Consider the following 15,376-nt stretch of genomic DNA (forward strand, 5'->3'; position numbering starts at 1 on the left):
CCGTACGGTGCGAGGAATCGGGACTGTCTGTGCACGGCAGTACGATAGCCGGCGATGGCGGGTTTCCCGCGCGGGGGTTTGTGACACGAATGAGACGTTCGACGCGGCACAATCATCCGCTCCAAGAGAGGTTGAGACAACGAAGGGTCGCGCTGCGCGCGGACCCCTCCCCCGGCCCCTCCCCGTGCAAACAGACGCACGGAGAGGGGAGAACAGCGGCTTGGGTGCGCTTCGGACGGTGCCGCGCGGTCGGAGAGGCCCCCTCTCCCCGGCCCTCTCCCCCGCTGTCGCGGGAGAAAGGGAGACCTCAGCGCGCGGGCGGCGTTCGGCACTGACCCTCGTCGCCGGCGCAGGTGCCAGCCTCACGGCAGTATCGTGAGGCTTTCAGCCGTGGTTGCGGCGAGTTCACTCGCTCAACCCCCACTCGCCGGATCGATGACTGCCACCCCGCGCCGGGCGATTCGCCGCGTGCAGGTGAAGTCCCCCCGTCCGTTTGGGGGGACTTTCCGCCGTTGTTGCGGCGACTTCCCGTCGCTCAGTGCGCGGGGTTCCATCAACCCTCCCCCAGTCCGTTTTGGGGGAGGGTGGGCCGGTGGTGCCGGCCCGGGTGGGGGCCGCCCTAGAGCCCGCCCGGCGCGTCATCATCATCCCGCACGAGGAACGGGGCGGGAAAGCCCGTTCGCTTCCCCGCCCCGCATCGTCCACCACCCGCCCCGGTCAGCCCGTCGTCCGCCGCACGCCGTCATCCGCCGTCAGAACAGCACGCGGTACACGAGCGACAGATTGCGGCCCGGCGAGGGCACCAGCAGCCGGCTGGTGGGCTCGCGGTACGCCTCGTCCAGCAGGTTGTCGGCGCGCAGCACGATGCTGTGAATGCGCGCGTCCCGCCGCAGGCTGATCCCCGTGCTCAGGTTCACCAGCGTGTACGCGTCGGTTCGGAACTCCACCATGTCGGTGCGGTCCTGCGCGAAGGCGTGGCGCCCGTCCAGGCTCACGGAGTACTTGCCGTCATCCCAGCGCACCGATCCGCCCACCCGCGCCGCCGGCATGAACGGCAGCGCGCCGCCGCCGATGAAGTCGCCGCGCACCACGTCGCCCATCACCCCCAGCACCAGGTGGCGCGCCGTCACCAGCTCCACCTGCCCCTCCACCCCGCGAAGCTGCGCGTCTGCCTGGCGGAACACGTTCAGCGGCACGGTTTCCTCGCCGTGCTCCTCATCCACGATGGTGGTGTCGCCCACCACGTCCGCGGTGATGTAGTTGTCGATGCGGTTGTAGAAGGTGGAGAACTGCGCGTTCACCCGCTCCGATTGCGCACGCAGCACCGCCTCGGCGCCGCGGTTGGTCTCCAGCGCCAGCTCCGGGTCGCCGATGTCGTACGTGCCGACCGCGTGGTGGAACGCGTTGGAGTACAGCTCCTCCACCGTGGGCGCCCGGAAGCTGCGCGCCACGCTCACGCTGGCCGACAGGTTGTCGTTCAGCGGCACGTTGAGCCCCAGCGAGCCGCTGAAGTTGTTGAAGTCGCGCTGCCGCACCCGCGCAAAGCGAGGGTCGTCCGTCTCCTCCGGCGACACGCGGTACGCGTCGTAGCGCGCGCCCGCCTGCAGCGACGGCCCGTTGCGCTCGCCCGAGAGCGCCAGTTCCTGGTACACGAAGGCGCCGCCGTTCACGCTCGCCGCGCCGGGCGTGAGCGCCTCTTCGCCTTCCGGCGAGTAGTCCTTGCGCAGCCCCGACACGCCCAGCGCGCCCGTCAGCCGGCCGTACGCCGTGCGCGCCGTTACGCTCCCCGTCTGCGTGTCCAGCCGGAACCGCGTCCCCACCTCGCCGCCGGACTCGATCTCGTCGTGGCCGTAGCGCTGCGCGCTGCCGTCCACCCGCAGGTTGGTGAAGCCGCTGCGTCCCATGGCCACGTCCAGCCGCCCCGTACCCTCGAACCGGTCTCCGTCGATGCTTACGCCCGACTCTTCGGCTCCGGGAAGCGTGGGAAGGCCGTACTTGAACGTGTAGCCGCCGAACGAAACGCCGCCCTGCACGCGCTCCGTCACGTAGCCCAGCCCCGCCGTGCCGTACAGGTTGCGGTAAAAAGTGTTGTCCAGCTGCCCGCCCCCGCCCACGCGGGTGTCCTGCACGTCGCGGCCGCCGGCGCGGGCCGTCACCGCCAGCGTGCTGCTCACCGGCGCGGTCATTTCGCCCGTGAGTGCGCCGCCAGGGTTCACCGACTCGCCCTGCAGAGCCAGAAAGCCGGAGGTGCGGCCGGGGATGGTGGTGGGGATGTCCGTCGCGATCACGTTCACCACGCCGCCCAGCGCGTTGTTGCCGTACAGCAGCGACGCGGGGCCGCGCACCACCTCAATGCGGCTCGCCGCCAGCGGGTCCACGCTGAGCGCGTGGTCCGCCGACGTAGACGACAGGTCGCCCGTGCGCTGCCCGTTCTGCACCACGAGCACCCGCTCGCCCGCCAGCCCGCGGATCACGGGCGTGCTCGCCGCCGGGCCGCCGTAGCGCACGCTCAGCCCCGGCTGGGTCGACAGCGTCTGGGCCACGCTGGCCCCCACGCTGCGGTCCAGCGCCTTGCCGGACAGTTCCACCGTGGACTGCGTGATGTTGAGCGGATCGGCGCTGCGGGCGCTGGCGGTGACGTTGATCCCCTCCAGCGAAAGCACCGTGCTGCGCATGGTGATCACCACGCGCACGTCGGCGCCCGCCTCGGGCACGGTGACCACGGCGTGGCCGGGCGCGTAGCCCAGCAGCGTAGCGTCCACGTGATAGGTGCCGGCCCGCAGCGAGCGGAAGGTGAACGTGCCGTCGCTCCCCGTGACGGTGGAGCGGTTCACCTCGTTGATGATCACGCGGGCGTTGGCCAGCGGAACGCCGGCAGTGTCGCGCACCACGCCGGTAATGGGCGGCGCGTCGGCGGAGTCGGCGGCCGCGGCGTGGGCGGTGCCGGAACAAACGAGCAGAGCGAGCAGCGCCAGCAGGGCGCCGCGCCCGAATCGGGTCGACATGGGATGGATACTCCTGAATCCGGATGCGTGCGCACCGGGCCGGCCTCCCGCGCGGGGAGCCGTCCGGCCGGTGCGAATGACGGATGCCGCCACGGAGGGCGGCGTGGATCAGGAAAGGGCGGGCGGGGCGCGGGCGCGGGCGTCGCGCGCCAGGCGGGGGGCGGCGGGCCGGGCCGGCGCGCGGAACTCGGCCGGGCCGGCCGCCTCGCAAACGGGGATCTCCGGTCCGTCCGCCGCCAGCGCGGCGTTGCCGGCCGCGTGGCAAAGGACGCAGTGCTGCTCGTCGTGCGGGGGAACGCGTTGCTGCTTGTCGTCGCGCGGCCCGGAATCCTGCGCGGCGCGCTCGACGGCTGACGCCAGCCCCCACGTGTGCACCTCGCGGAGCGCGACCGCACCCAGCAGGTGCAGGCACACTCCCAGCAGCGCCAGAAAGCGGCGCAGAGGCGTGGCGGGGCGGAAGGCGTGTTTCATCGTGTTGCGGCTACCCCGGCGTCAGGGCGCGGGTTCCCCGTCCCGCAGGTACGACCGCAGCCGCGCCAGGTTCATCAGGTCCAGCGAAACCATGTCCTTGGAGTCGTCGCCCTTGGGCGTTTCCAGCACCTTGGGGACGTGGGCGAAGCGCGTGTCCGTCATCAGCCGGCGGAACGGCTCGTCGCCCAGCGAGCCCTCGCCGATGGCCGCGTGCCGGTCCTTGCGGCTGGCGAACGGCGTCGCCGAATCGTTCAGGTGGAACAGGCCGACCTTGTGGAGGCCGACCGTGTCGGCAAGCTGGTTGACCACGCCGTCGTAGTCGCCGCGCAGGTCGTAGCCGGCCGCGTACACGTGGCAGGTGTCCACGCACACTCCCACGCGGTCGCGCGTCGCCGGGTTGATGCGGGCGATCATCTCCGCCAGTTCGTCAAAGCGCGACCCGATCACCTTTCCCGACCCCGCCGTGGTCTCCAGCAGGACGGCGACGGTGCCCCTCACCTCTTCCAGCGCGCGCTCGATCAGTTCGGCGTTCTGCGCCAGCCCGCGCGGGAGGTCGCCGTCCGTGGCGTTGCCGGGGTGGGTGACCAGCGCGTGCAGCCCCAGCCGGTCCGCGCGGCGCAGTTCGCCCACAAAGGCGGCGTAGCTGCGCTCGCGGAGGATGGGGTCCGCCGTGGCCAGGTTGATGAGGTACGAGTCATGGGCGTTGGCGAACACCACGCCGTGCTCCTGGATGCCCGAGCGAAAGGCGGAGCACTCGTCGTCCACCACCTCCACCTCGGCCCAGCGGTTGGGCTGCTTGGTGAACACCTGGATGGCGGACGCGCCGATGGCGGCGGCGCGCGGAGGTGCGTTGCGGCACCCTCCCGCGGTGGAAACGTGGGCTCCCAGCAGCACGATGGATCGGGGTCTCGGGACGGCGGTCCGGGCTTTCGCCGGCCAAGGTAGACGGGGTGCGCGGGGGTGTCAACGCGCGCCCGGCGATGGTATCTTTGCGGCCCGGCGGAGCCTGGTTCCGCCGTGCCCGCCCCTGACCGGAACCGTTTGACGGAGGAGTGATGTTTCATCCCTGGCACGAGCTGGAGCCTGGCCCCGACGCGCCTGACCGGATGCACGTGGTGGTGGAGATCCCCCGCGGCAGCCGCAACAAATATGAGCTGGACAAGAACACCGGGATGTTCAAGCTGGACCGGCTGCTGTACAGCTCGGTGCACTATCCCGGCGACTACGGATTCTTTCCGCAGACGTACGCGCAGGACGACGACCCGCTCGACGCCATCGTGATGACCACGGTGCCCACCTTTCCCGGGTGCATCATCGAGGTCCGCCCCATCGGCATCTTTCGGATGACCGACAAGGACGAGATGGACGAGAAGGTGCTGTGCGTCCCCGCCCGCGACCCGCTGTACGACGAGTACGCGCGGCTCACGGACGTGGCCCCGCACTTTCTGCGCGAGGTGGAGCACTTTTTCAGCGTGTACAAGGACCTGGAAGGCGGCCGCGTGCACCCCATGGGGTGGGAGGACGAGGCGTCCGCGCGCGCGGTGATCGTGGAGTGCATGGCGCGCTACGCGGTCAAGCGCCAAGCCGAGAGCCTGGGCAGGCTGGCCCAGCAGGTCGCCGCCGAGCGCGCCGGCCACGAGCTGTAGGAGCGAACTGCAACTGCGGTTTTACAGAGACACAGAGGAGAAACGGGGCGTCCACGCGGGCGCCCCGTTCTGTTGTCAAATGCACGCCAGGCCGCTACCTTGCAGTTGGTGCATTGGGTACGCATTCAGCACGGGTGCAAGGAGGGCGAAATGAACTACGGATTTGCGGAGGACCGCGGCGGCGGGTCCGGGGGGTCGGACGCGGAGCCGGGCGGCGGGACGAAAAGCCGCGAGGCCGCCGTGGACCGCGCGGACCTGCAAACGACGCTGCGCCGCCGCATTCACGCCTACGTAGACGACGCGGTGAACCGCATGGACGTCCCCGGCCTGCTGCGCGCGCTGGAGGCGCCGAGCGCGATCGGCTCCGTGGCCGCCGTCGCCGCGGAAGCGCCGGACGTACCCGGCGCGGGATCGTCATCCCTGGTCTCTGCGCTGCTGCGGGGCGCGGCCGCGAAGGAGAAGATGCTGGGAGATGCGGGAGGCTTCCTTTCGTCGCACCAGGTTGCCGGCCTGCTGGGCATCTCCATCCAGGCGGTAAAGCAGCGGATGGAGCGGCGGACCATCCTCGCGGTTCCGCTCTCGCGCGGAGCGTGGGCCTTTCCCGCGCGCCAGTTCGACATCGCCGCTGGCGGAGTGCAGCCCGGTATCCCCGAAGTCGTGCGGGCCGCGGCGGACATGAATCCCTGGGTGCTGCTTTCCATCCTGGTGGAAGCGGCGCCGGGCCGCGAAGGCGATACGCTGCTGGACCGCATCGCGGACGATGACGTTCGCGCCGGGCTCGTGGCGCGGCTGGGGACGTACGGAGGGCACGGCGCGGCCTGATGGCGATCATCATCCCCGATGCGCCTCCGTGCGTGGTGGTCCCCGCGGGCACCGTGCTCTGGCGCGTTCACCCCGCCGCGATGGGAGCGGTGTGGTTCGGGCCGGACCAAAGGCGTCCGGCGCGCTTCCGCTTTGATGCCGCCGATCACGAGTTCGGCGTCTGCTACTTCGGCGACAGCCTCGCCGTGGCGTTCCTGGAAACGTTGGTGCGGGGGGCGGGCCGCGTGGTTGCGCACACCGACGCGCTCCAGCGGTCCGCCTCCGCGCTGCCCGTCCGCAGAGACCTGCGCGTGCTGCAGTTCGAAGGCGCCGGGCTGCCGCGCCTGGGGATCGACGCGGGGCGGACGCACGCGGAGCCGTACGCCGAGTGCCAGGCCCTGAGCCGCGACGTCCATCATCGCCATCCGGAGATCGACGGCATTCAGTACCGGTCGCGGTGGGACAACGCGCGGCTCTGCTGGGCCCTGTACGACCGCGCAGAGCCTGCACTCGGCCCGTTGAGCGCCACCCAGCCGCTGGGCGACCGCAACGTGATCGGCCCCGTGCTGGACCAGTATTCAATCGCACTCGTCTGACCTCGCCGGACTTCGAAGCGAGTCCGTGATCATCGAACAACGCCCGTTCGCCGTCTCGGCGAGCGGGCGTTTGTCTTTCTGCAAGCACAACTTGCGGCGCCTGCCCGGATCGCGGACGGCGGTTCTGCCGTGTACGAATTTCGGACAGATGGCCAGAAAGCCCGTCGCGGCGCGCGAACTCGCATCCCACACCGCACCCGCTGTTCGAATTCCGTACACTCCGGCATCGTTGACAATGCGGCATAAACCCTCGTAAATCATATTTTGATATGCACTTAGCGTAACAGGCGCGCCGGGTACGGAGCTGGCCTTGGGAGAGGGCACGACACACCGCGCAGCGATGCGCGGCCCTCCCCGCCGGAGTTCCTGCCATGCGCACCCACGTCCTCGTCTCCGCCCTGTCCGCCCTGACCCTTCTGGCCGCCTGCAGCGGTGGGGGATCCGGCGGCGGTTCCGTGACCGCCACCGACGCCGTCGCCTCGGCGGGGTGCGCCGCGGCCGCCAGCTTTGCGCTGCAGCCGGGCGAGACCCGCGTGCTGACCGAGGCGGAGGCGCGCTGCTTCGCGTTGACGAAGTCGGACGGCGAGTACGCGCTGGCGGGATACGATGCCCGTGCGCTGGACGCCGCGCGCGACCGGCAGGCGACCGGCGGGTTCTCGGAGCCGCGCTACACGGTGGCCGACCAGAGCCGCGGCCCCTCTGCCTTCCGCGCCGCCGCCTCGCGCTCCGCGACGGACGAAGTGGCTCCCGCGGGCGACCTGCACAACAACTCTTCGTCCGCGGGGACGGACGGCGAGGTGTACGCCCGCAGCACGCCGTGGCGCGAGGGTGAGCGCTTTGCGGTCAAGCCGATGACGGGAACGGGAACGGTGCCGGCCAAGGTGGTGGCGGTGGAGGGCCGGTTCGTCCTCGCGGTGATTGAGAGCGACGCGGACGGCGCGGGCGGCATGCTGGACCAGAGCGAAAAGGCGCTGCGCTTTCTGGCGGGCCAGGGCGAGACGGTGCTGGCGGCATCGTTCGGCGGCGATGCGCCGGTAACGAGCACGGCGAGCGGGCAGCTGCTCGTGCTGGCCGCCGCGTGGCCGGCAGACAAGGGCGCCGCGGCCACGTGGACGCAGGACGACGCGTCGGGCACGCGCAGCATGGTGTGGCTCAACACCAACCTGCGCGGCGGCCGCGGCGAGGGCTTCGACATGTACGACCACGTGAGCTACCGCGTAAAGACGCTGGCCCACGAACTGACCCATGCCTGGCAGGTGCGGTGGGTCCGCTCGGCGGGGCACGCGGCTCCGGCGTCGGCGGCGTGGTCGCTGGAAGGCGGCGCGGACCTGATGGGGATGGACCTGCTGCGCCGCTACCTGGAAGTGGGCGTCGCGGCCAACTGGCACTGGACGGACTACCTGGACGCCCGCCGCCCGGGCGTGATCTACGCCCTGGAGCCGGCGGACGCGCGCGGCCGGGTCACCTGGGGCTACTACGACGCCGCCAGCCTGCTGCGCGACCTGCAGATGCGCCTGGTTTCGTCGGGGATGAACGCCGACGCGGCGCTGGCCGAGGTTTCGCGCGGCGCGGTGGAGGGGTGGTACGGCGACGACGGCGAGGGCGGCACGGCGGGGCTGGTGGAGCGGATGCGCGCTCGGATGGGCGGTTCGTGGGATCCCGCGGCGGCGGTGCTTACGTGGACGCTCACCCAGGCCGCGGACGACCGCACCAGCAACCCGGCGTTGAACAACCCCGTGTATCACGCGGTCAGCGGGCCGGACTCGTACTACGGCTGGAAGGCCGCGGCGGAAGTGCGCACCGGGAACGGCGCGGCGCAGGAGTTCACGCAGGTGGCGGGCGGCAGCTTCTTCGTCACCCTCAAGGGCGGCTCGCCGGCCGCGACGCTCTCGGCGACGGCCACGGTGCCGGGGAGCCGCTGGATGATTGCCCGCATCAAGTAACGGGGCCGGCTGAGGTTCGCGGAGGAGCGCAGGGGGACAGGATCGGATGCTCCTTCGCGGCCTCTACCCGGTCCGCGGGAAATGGATGAAGACACGAAGGCCGCCTTGCGAGTGCGAGGCGGCCTTCGTCGTCGCCGTGGATCCGCGGACACGCGGTTTGGGATGCCGGGGGAACGGTGCGAGAGGGCGACCCCGCGCTCTCTGCGCAATCGTTATCAGACGATTTGGTATGAATGTTGCGCGCGTTTAGAGACAGTAGGAACGGACGAATGCCCACCTCAACAGCCGCTTTCCATGACTCGCCTCCGTTTCTGTGCGGCCGCCGGCGCGCTCATGCTTTTCGCGAGCACGGCCTTCGCCCAGCCGGTTCCTACGCGCCGCATCAACGATCCGTCCGCCGCGGGGCCGGTGCTGCGCCTGAGCCAGGTGCTGCGGCTGGGCAGCCTGGAGGGCGAGCACGATGCATTCGGACGGGTGATGGACGTGGCGCTGGACCGGTCCGGCCGCGTGCTGGTGGCAGACGACCAGAGTCACGACGTGCGCGTGTTCGACGCCCGGGGACGGTACGTGGGGACTCTGGGGCGGCAGGGGCGCGGGCCCGGGGAGTTCCAGAGCCCCTGGCAGGTGGCGGCCGATGCCCAGGACAGCATCTGGGTGTGGGACAGCGGGCTCGCCCGCATCAGCGTGTTTTCGCCCTCGCTGCGGTTTGCGCGCAGCTTTCAGATTCCGCCGGAGTGGGTGGTCAACTCGCTGCGATTTCTTCCGGACGGGCGCGTGCTGCTGGCCGCGTATGGCCGCAGCACCCGGGGGAGCCTGCACCTGTTCAGCCGCGCGGGGCGGTTTCAGCGCTCGTTCGGCCCGGTGTTCAACGCGCCGGACCTGTCCGGCTACGAAAGCAGCCTGCTGGGCGGCAGCGTGGACGTTACCTCCAACTCGATCGTCTACTCCACCAAGAGCCCGTACGAAATCTGGATCTTTGACCTGAACGGCGCGCCCCGTCAGAAGTGCGCCGGCAATGCCGCGTGGACCACCAGCCCCACGGCCGTCGTGGAAACCACCGATGCCGCCGCGCAGCTCCGGTGGAACCGGTACGTGCACTCCTCCGCGGTGCTGGACCTGGGCGGCGGATTGCTCCTGAACCAGGTGCTGGACCCGTCCGGCGACCGCACCGTCTTTGACGTCCTCACCTCGGACTGCCGGCTCCTGCGCCGGACGCAGGCCCCCTCGGCCGTCATGCTCGGCGACCGCCGGGGCACGCGCCTGGCCGCCATCCGCAACCTGGAATATCCGGAGGTGATCATCTACGAGCAGCGAATGGCGCCGCGTTGATCGAAGTTTTTTTCTCACCAGCACGCCCGGGAGAAGATCATGAACGCGTGGAAGATCGCAGCGCTCTTTCTGGTCCTGGGCCTTTCGGCCGTTCCCGCCCGCGCCGCCGCGCAATGCCAGTGGGGGTGCGCCTGCACGGGCAACGCGTGTGGCTGCAACAGCAACGGGTCCGGCTCCCGGTGCGACAGCGGCGGAAGCGGGTGCGTCGTCGAGAAGTGCCTGTCAACATGACCTTGTACCAGTTCGCGCCCGACGGATCCCTGATCCGGCTGGCGCGCCACGCCGGGACACACGCGCCGGGCCAGCAACGAGTCGCCGAGCCCAATGAGCGCGCGGCCCTGGCTGGCAGCACGCGGTGGGAATCGGTCCAGCAGGGCCACGAGGTGGAGCGGCACTGCAGCGGAATCGTCGTCGCGCGGCGTTACGATGCACAGGCTGCAGAACGCGTCCGGCGCGCCTCGGAACTCTTGATCCTCTGAGCGCATGCTGGCGGATGGGATGATGAAGGTCGCCTTGCGGGTGCGAGGCGGCCTTCGTCGTTGCCGAGTTCCTGCAACTGCACCGCACGCAGAGGACGCAGGGCTCGCGGAGGTCGCGGGGGAACGGCGTCATGAAAAGAGATGGGGGCAAGCGTGCAGACCGCGGCGCGCGAATCGTGCGTCCCCGCCTCATGTGCCAGGACCGCTCCTCCGACCGACTCCAGTAGATGCGAATCGCGATCACCGTTTCCATGCTGTGCCTGCTCGCGGCTTGCGACGCCGCACCGCGCGGAGAAGCGGCTTCGGGATGGACCCTCACCCGCGACGCCGTCGCCGGCGCGGGCGAGGGACCAGGTGCCCTGACGGAGGTGGGCGACGTCACCCTCAGTGAACAGGGCGACGTGTACGTGACACAGCCGCAGGAGTCCGTCGTCCGATCCTATGACCGCACCGGACGCTTTCTTCGAGCCATCGGCCGCGAGGGCGAGGGTCCGGGGGAGTTCGACCGGATCGGAGGGCTGGGGTGGCGAGGTGATTCCCTGTGGGTGCAGGACTCCGGGAACCGGCGCATCAGCTTCTTTGGCCCGGACCTTCGGTATGTGCGGTCCGTGTCGTTCACGGGAATGGGGGCGATGACGCGGGGCCGGCCCAACATTCCCGGGTACGTCCTCGCCGATGGCTCCGTGCTGGGATACTGGCAGGCGCCGCTCCAGGAGCTTGTCGGGCGCACGGTGACCGACCGGATGGTACGTTTCACCGACGCGGGCGAGCCGCTGAGCGTGCTCGACAGTGTCGAACTGCGCCACCTTTTTTCGGAGGTGCGCACCGCCACCGGGGTCACGTACGGCCCGCAGCCTTTTGCCGACTCACCGATCCAGCAAGTGGCGCACGACGGCTCGGCGATCGTCATCGTCACTCGCACCGCGGCCCCGTCGGGAGACAGCGCCGCCTTTGGAGTGCGCCGGATCGATCCGGCGGGCCACGTCCGGCTGAACCGCCGTTATCCCTACCGGCCGGTGCCGCTGCCGGAGCGCATGGCCGACAGCACACTGGATGCGATAAGCGGCAGGTGGGGCGTGAGCCGGCGCCCCGGCGCTCCCGACGCGGCACTGCGCCGCGAACTCCGGAAAACCGTCTACCTGCCGCGCAATCTCCCCCCGGTAACCATGATGGTGCTGGGCCGGGACGGCACCATCTGGCTGCGCCGCGAGCGGACGGGAGAGCCGGCCTTCCGGTGGACCGTGCTGGACTCCGCGGGCGAGATACTGTCGGAACTCCGGATCCCTGCCCGGACCATGGTGAAATACGCTGATCGCACTCAGCTCTGGGCGGTGGAGCACGACTCTCTCGATGTCCCCACTCTCGTCCGGTATCGAGTGACGCCGTAGGAAGAGTGGATCGCGCCCGCCTTCCCCGCGGCCTGCGCGTAAGGGCAGTTCGCAAAGCATCAGCCCACGGCAAAGGCCGCCTCGCGCTCGCGGGGCGGCCTGTGCCGTGGGTCACCTTCGATCTATGCCGTCATTCAGAAAACGTCGCGCAACGCTCAGTTGCGCGCGCGGAAGTTGACGATGCTTTCGCGGCCGTCCGGAAAGCGCACCTGCATGGACACCACCTGCCCCGGCCTCACCGCCGACGCCGCGGTCCGCAGCGCGGCCGCATCGGCGATCTCGCGCCCGTTCACCCGGCGAATCACCATCCCGCGGCTCAGCACGCCGGCCGCGGCGCCCGACGGGTCCACCTCGGCCACCACCACCCCCTCGGCGCGCGGCAGCCGCAGCTCCTGCGCAATGTCCGGCGTCACCGGGACCGCACGGAAGCCCAGCTTGGACCCCGCGTCCGATACGTCGCGCGCGTCGTCGTCATCCGCCTCGGCGGCGGCCGTGCGCTCGGCCTGGTACTCCTGCAGGCGCACCTCGGCGCGGCGGCGGTCCCCGTAGCGGATCACGTCCAGCGTCACCCGGTCGCCCGGGCGCCTGCGCATCACCGCCTCCATCAGCCCGCCCGCGTCGCGGATCGCCACGCCGTCCACCCCCACGATCACGTCGCCCATCCGCAGCCCCGCCTCACGCGCGGCGCCCCGCGGCTCCGTGCTCACCACCGCGCCGTCCGGCGAGGGGAGGCCGAACACCTCGGCGTCCGCCGGCGAGGCGTCGCGGATCTCCACCCCGATCATGGGCCGGTGCACGCGCCCGTCCTTGATCAGGTCATCCGCCACGCGGCGCGCCAGGTTGATGGGCACCGCAAACCCGTAGCCCGAGTAGTAGCCGGTGGGCGAGGCGATGGCGCTGTTGATGCCGATCACGTTGCCCTGCAGGTCCACCAGCGGGCCGCCGCTGTTGCCCGGGTTGATGGCCGCGTCCGTCTGGATGAAGTGCTCCAGCGGGGCCTCGGCGCCGTTGCGCCCCATGATGCCCAGGCTGCGCCCCTTGGCGCTCACGATGCCGGCGGTGGTCGTCTGCCCCAGGTCCAGCGGGTAGCCCAGCGCCAGCACCCAGTCGCCCACCTCCAGCCGCTCCGCGTCGCCCATGCGCGCCACCGGCAGGTTGCGCGCGTCGATCTTGACCACCGCCACGTCCGTGTTGGGGTCGCGCCCCACCACGCGGGCGTCGAACTCGCGCTTGTCGCCCAGGATCACCGTTACGCGGTCGGCGTTGGCCACCACGTGGTTGTTGGTGAGGATGTAGCCGTCGGCGCTCAGGATGAAGCCGGAGCCGCTGGAGGCCTGCGGGCCCATCCGCTGCCCGCGGAACATGTCCTCGAACGGCGTTCCGCGCATCTCGGGCGGAATGTTCATGCTCACGCTGCGACCCGCGCTGCTCACGCGCACGTGCACCACGGCCGGAAGCGCCGTGCGGCTGGCCGCGCGAAACACGCCGGACAGCCCTTCCGCCGTGGCCACCGCGGCGGGCGGCGCCACCGCCGCGCGGCTGGCCTGCGCGTCCAGGCTGGGCAGCGGGTCGCGCACGATGTCGGCCGTCGTCATGGCCGCGGCCGTCCCCGCCACCAGCACGGCGGGCATCGCAAGCTTGCGTACAGTTCCGTTCATCGTCAGTTATCCTCTCCCTCGGGAATTCGGGCGGCCCCTGCTCCCCACGGCCACCCCGGTGCCGCAGATGGGTACACAGAGGGCCAAAACCCCGTTCCGGACAGGGATTAAGGGACGATTAGGCGTCCCTTAACCGGGCTTAATCCAGGGCACGCATGCGCATTCTGATCGTAGAAGACAATCCGCGGATCGCCGGATTCCTGCAGAAGGGGCTGCGCGAGGAGGGCTACGTGGCCGAGGTGGCGGGCGACGGCGACACCGCGTTCGAAAAGGCGACCACGCAGGGGTTCGACGCCGCGGTGGTGGACGTCATGATCCCCGGCCGCACCGGCGTGGAGCTCGTGCGCGACCTGCGCGAGCGCGAGGTGCGCATTCCCGTGCTGCTGCTCACGGCGCGCGACCGCACGGAAGACAAGGTGGCCGGGCTGGACGCGGGCGCGGACGACTACCTCACCAAGCCGTTCGAGTTCAGCGAGTTGTCTGCCCGCCTGCGCGCCCTGCTGCGGCGCGCGGGAAGCCCCGGCGCCAGCGCCACCCTGCGGGCGGGGGACGTGGAGATGGACCCCGCCACCCGCGAGGTGCGGCGGGGCGGAAAGCCGGTGGAACTGACGCCGCGTGAATACGCGACGCTGGAGTACCTGCTGCGCAACTCGGGGCGCCCCCTGAGCCGCGCGGCCATGATGGAGCACGTGTGGGGAATCCGCTTCGATCCGGGGACGAACATCGTGGACGTCTGCATCAATTCGCTCCGCACCAAGCTGGACGACCGCGAGCGCGGCCTGATCCAGACGGTGCGGGGGGTGGGCTACGCCATCAAGGCGCCCGCGGAAGAGAGCGAAGGGTGAGCCTTGGCCGACGCTGGTCGCTGCGGCGGGAGATCGTCGCCGGGTACTCGCTGATCCTGCTCGTCGCGCTCATGCTCTTCGCGGGCGCCACGTACCTGCTGCTCAAGCGCACCCTGGCCCGCGCGGGCACGCAGTCGCTGCGGCAGACGGCCGCCGCGGCGGAGCGCCTGATCGCCCCCGGCGTGCCGCGCGTCGCGGTAATCGAGCAGCGCATGCCGCCCGCGGAGGGCTCGGTGGAGACCCTGCGCCGCCGCTCGCGGCTGGTGACGGGGGACGAGGTGGAGATCTACGTGGCCCGCACCGGCGACGTGGAGCACCACGCCCTGCGCTCGTTCGCGCTGATCGCCCTCGTCCTCATCCCCGTCACCACGCTGTTCGCCACGCTGGTGGGGCGCACGGCATCCAACCGCATCCTCATGCCCCTGAACCGCCTGGTGACGGCGTCGCGGGAGATCGGCATCGGCGGGCTGGCGCGGCGCGTGGACGAGCCGGAGCGCCCCGCCGAGCTGCGGGAACTGGCGCAGGCGTACAATGGCATGCTGGAGCGGCTGCAGCGCGCGGTGGAGGCGCTGCGCAGCTTTACGGCCGACGCCAGCCACGAGCTGCGCACGCCGCTGACCGCCATCCGAGGCACGGCGGAGGTGGCGCTGGCCCGCCCGCGCGACGCGGAGGAACTGCGCGACACGCTGGGCGAGGTGCTGGACGAGACGCGGCAGATGCTGCACTTGGTGGAGGACCTGCTGACGCTGGCGCGCGGCGAGCAGGTGGACGACGCCCACGTGGCCCCGGTGGACCTTTCGGACGTACTGCGCGACGTGGCCGACGTGGGCGAGGCGCTGGCGGCGGACCGCCCGGTGGAAGTGCGGCTGGACGCGCCGCCGGGGCTGCGCGTGCGCGGCGACGGGGGCGCGCTGCGGCGGCTGTTCCTGAACCTGGTGGGCAACGCCATCAAGTTCACCGAGCGGGGCTCCGTCACCCTCACCGCCCGCCACGCGCCGGGCGCCGCCTCGGCCGACGGGGCGGAGGCGGCGCGCTGGGTGGAGGTGCGCGTGGCGGACACGGGCGCGGGCATCTCGCCCGACGCCCTGCCCCGCGTGTTCGACCGCTTCTACCGCGAAGACGCGGCGCGCATCCGCAGCGGCGGCACGGGGCTGGGCCTGGCGATCGCGCAGATGGTGGCGCAGAAGCACGGCGGCACGATCTCCGTGGACAGCC

At 71.0% G+C, this 15,376-nt stretch carries 13 protein-coding genes; 9 read left to right on the forward strand and 4 right to left on the reverse strand.

Annotated elements, in window-relative coordinates; genetic code table 11:
• Nucleotides 1-752: 752 nt before the first annotated feature.
• The 3 genes from VF665_RS01750 to VF665_RS01760 form a co-directional block, all read right to left on the reverse strand.
• Nucleotides 753-3,005 (reverse strand): TonB-dependent receptor, encoded by a 2,253-nt coding sequence (locus VF665_RS01750; protein WP_331051678.1) that lies wholly within the window; start codon nucleotides 3,003-3,005, stop codon nucleotides 753-755.
• Between the two features lie 108 nt (nucleotides 3,006-3,113).
• Nucleotides 3,114-3,476, reverse strand: coding sequence for a DUF2946 family protein (locus tag VF665_RS01755; RefSeq protein WP_331051679.1), 363 nt, complete (start codon nucleotides 3,474-3,476; stop codon nucleotides 3,114-3,116).
• 21 nt (nucleotides 3,477-3,497) lie between these two features.
• Nucleotides 3,498-4,370 carry a deoxyribonuclease IV gene (locus tag VF665_RS01760; RefSeq protein WP_331051680.1) on the reverse strand — a complete coding sequence of 291 codons (873 nt, stop codon included), beginning with the start codon at nucleotides 4,368-4,370 and terminating at the stop codon, nucleotides 3,498-3,500.
• A gap of 161 nt (nucleotides 4,371-4,531) precedes the next feature.
• Between VF665_RS01760 and VF665_RS01765 the strand changes: the two genes are divergently transcribed.
• From VF665_RS01765 to VF665_RS01795, 7 genes are all read left to right on the forward strand, one after another.
• Nucleotides 4,532-5,122, forward strand: a complete 591-nt coding sequence (locus tag VF665_RS01765) for an inorganic diphosphatase (RefSeq protein WP_331051681.1) — start codon at nucleotides 4,532-4,534, stop codon at nucleotides 5,120-5,122.
• A gap of 150 nt (nucleotides 5,123-5,272) precedes the next feature.
• Nucleotides 5,273-5,944, forward strand: coding sequence for a hypothetical protein (locus VF665_RS01770; protein WP_331051682.1), 672 nt, complete (start codon nucleotides 5,273-5,275; stop codon nucleotides 5,942-5,944).
• Nucleotides 5,944-6,519, forward strand: a complete 576-nt coding sequence (locus tag VF665_RS01775) for an RES family NAD+ phosphorylase (RefSeq protein WP_331051683.1) — start codon at nucleotides 5,944-5,946, stop codon at nucleotides 6,517-6,519. The genes VF665_RS01770 and VF665_RS01775 overlap by 1 nt, the downstream gene beginning before the upstream one ends.
• 371 nt (nucleotides 6,520-6,890) lie before the next feature.
• A complete protein-coding gene (locus VF665_RS01780; protein ID WP_331051684.1) occupies nucleotides 6,891-8,462 on the forward strand; it encodes a hypothetical protein in 1,572 nt (523 codons plus the stop codon).
• A 294-nt stretch (nucleotides 8,463-8,756) separates the two neighbouring features.
• Nucleotides 8,757-9,791 (forward strand): 6-bladed beta-propeller, encoded by a 1,035-nt coding sequence (locus tag VF665_RS01785; RefSeq protein WP_331051685.1) that lies wholly within the window; start codon nucleotides 8,757-8,759, stop codon nucleotides 9,789-9,791.
• Between the two features lie 233 nt (nucleotides 9,792-10,024).
• On the forward strand, nucleotides 10,025-10,270 hold the full coding sequence (locus tag VF665_RS01790) for a hypothetical protein (RefSeq protein ID WP_331051686.1): 246 nt from the start codon (nucleotides 10,025-10,027) through the stop codon (nucleotides 10,268-10,270).
• Nucleotides 10,271-10,497: 227 nt separating this feature from the next.
• Nucleotides 10,498-11,658 carry a hypothetical protein gene (locus VF665_RS01795; RefSeq protein WP_331051687.1) on the forward strand — a complete coding sequence of 387 codons (1,161 nt, stop codon included), beginning with the start codon at nucleotides 10,498-10,500 and terminating at the stop codon, nucleotides 11,656-11,658.
• A gap of 155 nt (nucleotides 11,659-11,813) precedes the next feature.
• On the opposite strand, the gene VF665_RS01800 is transcribed toward VF665_RS01795, so the two are convergent.
• On the reverse strand, nucleotides 11,814-13,316 hold the full coding sequence (locus tag VF665_RS01800; RefSeq protein WP_331051688.1) for a trypsin-like peptidase domain-containing protein: 1,503 nt from the start codon (nucleotides 13,314-13,316) through the stop codon (nucleotides 11,814-11,816).
• Between the two features lie 155 nt (nucleotides 13,317-13,471).
• Between VF665_RS01800 and VF665_RS01805 the strand changes: the two genes are divergently transcribed.
• Complete coding sequence (locus VF665_RS01805; RefSeq protein WP_331051689.1) at nucleotides 13,472-14,161, forward strand: response regulator transcription factor; 690 nt, start codon at nucleotides 13,472-13,474, stop codon at nucleotides 14,159-14,161.
• Nucleotides 14,158-15,376, forward strand: a 1,219-nt coding sequence (locus tag VF665_RS01810; protein ID WP_331051690.1) for a sensor histidine kinase, incomplete at its 3' end; no start/stop codon positions are given. The genes VF665_RS01805 and VF665_RS01810, both read left to right, overlap by 4 nt.

This window comes from Longimicrobium sp. (assembly GCF_036387355.1).
In the GTDB taxonomy this organism is placed as follows: domain Bacteria; phylum Gemmatimonadota; class Gemmatimonadetes; order Longimicrobiales; family Longimicrobiaceae; genus Longimicrobium.

Excerpts from the sequence above, each read along its gene's own strand:
- VF665_RS01750 (WP_331051678.1), bottom strand. The coding sequence starts at position 3,005 with ATGTCGACCCGATTCGGGCGCGGCGCCCTGCTGGCGCTGCTCGCTCTG.
- VF665_RS01755 (WP_331051679.1), bottom strand. The coding sequence starts at position 3,476 with ATGAAACACGCCTTCCGCCCCGCCACGCCTCTGCGCCGCTTTCTGGCG.
- VF665_RS01765 (WP_331051681.1), top strand. The coding sequence starts at position 4,532 with ATGTTTCATCCCTGGCACGAGCTGGAGCCTGGCCCCGACGCGCCTGAC.
- VF665_RS01770 (WP_331051682.1), top strand. The coding sequence starts at position 5,273 with ATGAACTACGGATTTGCGGAGGACCGCGGCGGCGGGTCCGGGGGGTCG.
- VF665_RS01775 (WP_331051683.1), top strand. The coding sequence starts at position 5,944 with ATGGCGATCATCATCCCCGATGCGCCTCCGTGCGTGGTGGTCCCCGCG.
- VF665_RS01780 (WP_331051684.1), top strand. The coding sequence starts at position 6,891 with ATGCGCACCCACGTCCTCGTCTCCGCCCTGTCCGCCCTGACCCTTCTG.
- VF665_RS01785 (WP_331051685.1), top strand. The coding sequence starts at position 8,757 with ATGACTCGCCTCCGTTTCTGTGCGGCCGCCGGCGCGCTCATGCTTTTC.
- VF665_RS01795 (WP_331051687.1), top strand. The coding sequence starts at position 10,498 with ATGCGAATCGCGATCACCGTTTCCATGCTGTGCCTGCTCGCGGCTTGC.
- VF665_RS01800 (WP_331051688.1), bottom strand. The coding sequence starts at position 13,316 with ATGAACGGAACTGTACGCAAGCTTGCGATGCCCGCCGTGCTGGTGGCG.
- VF665_RS01805 (WP_331051689.1), top strand. The coding sequence starts at position 13,472 with ATGCGCATTCTGATCGTAGAAGACAATCCGCGGATCGCCGGATTCCTG.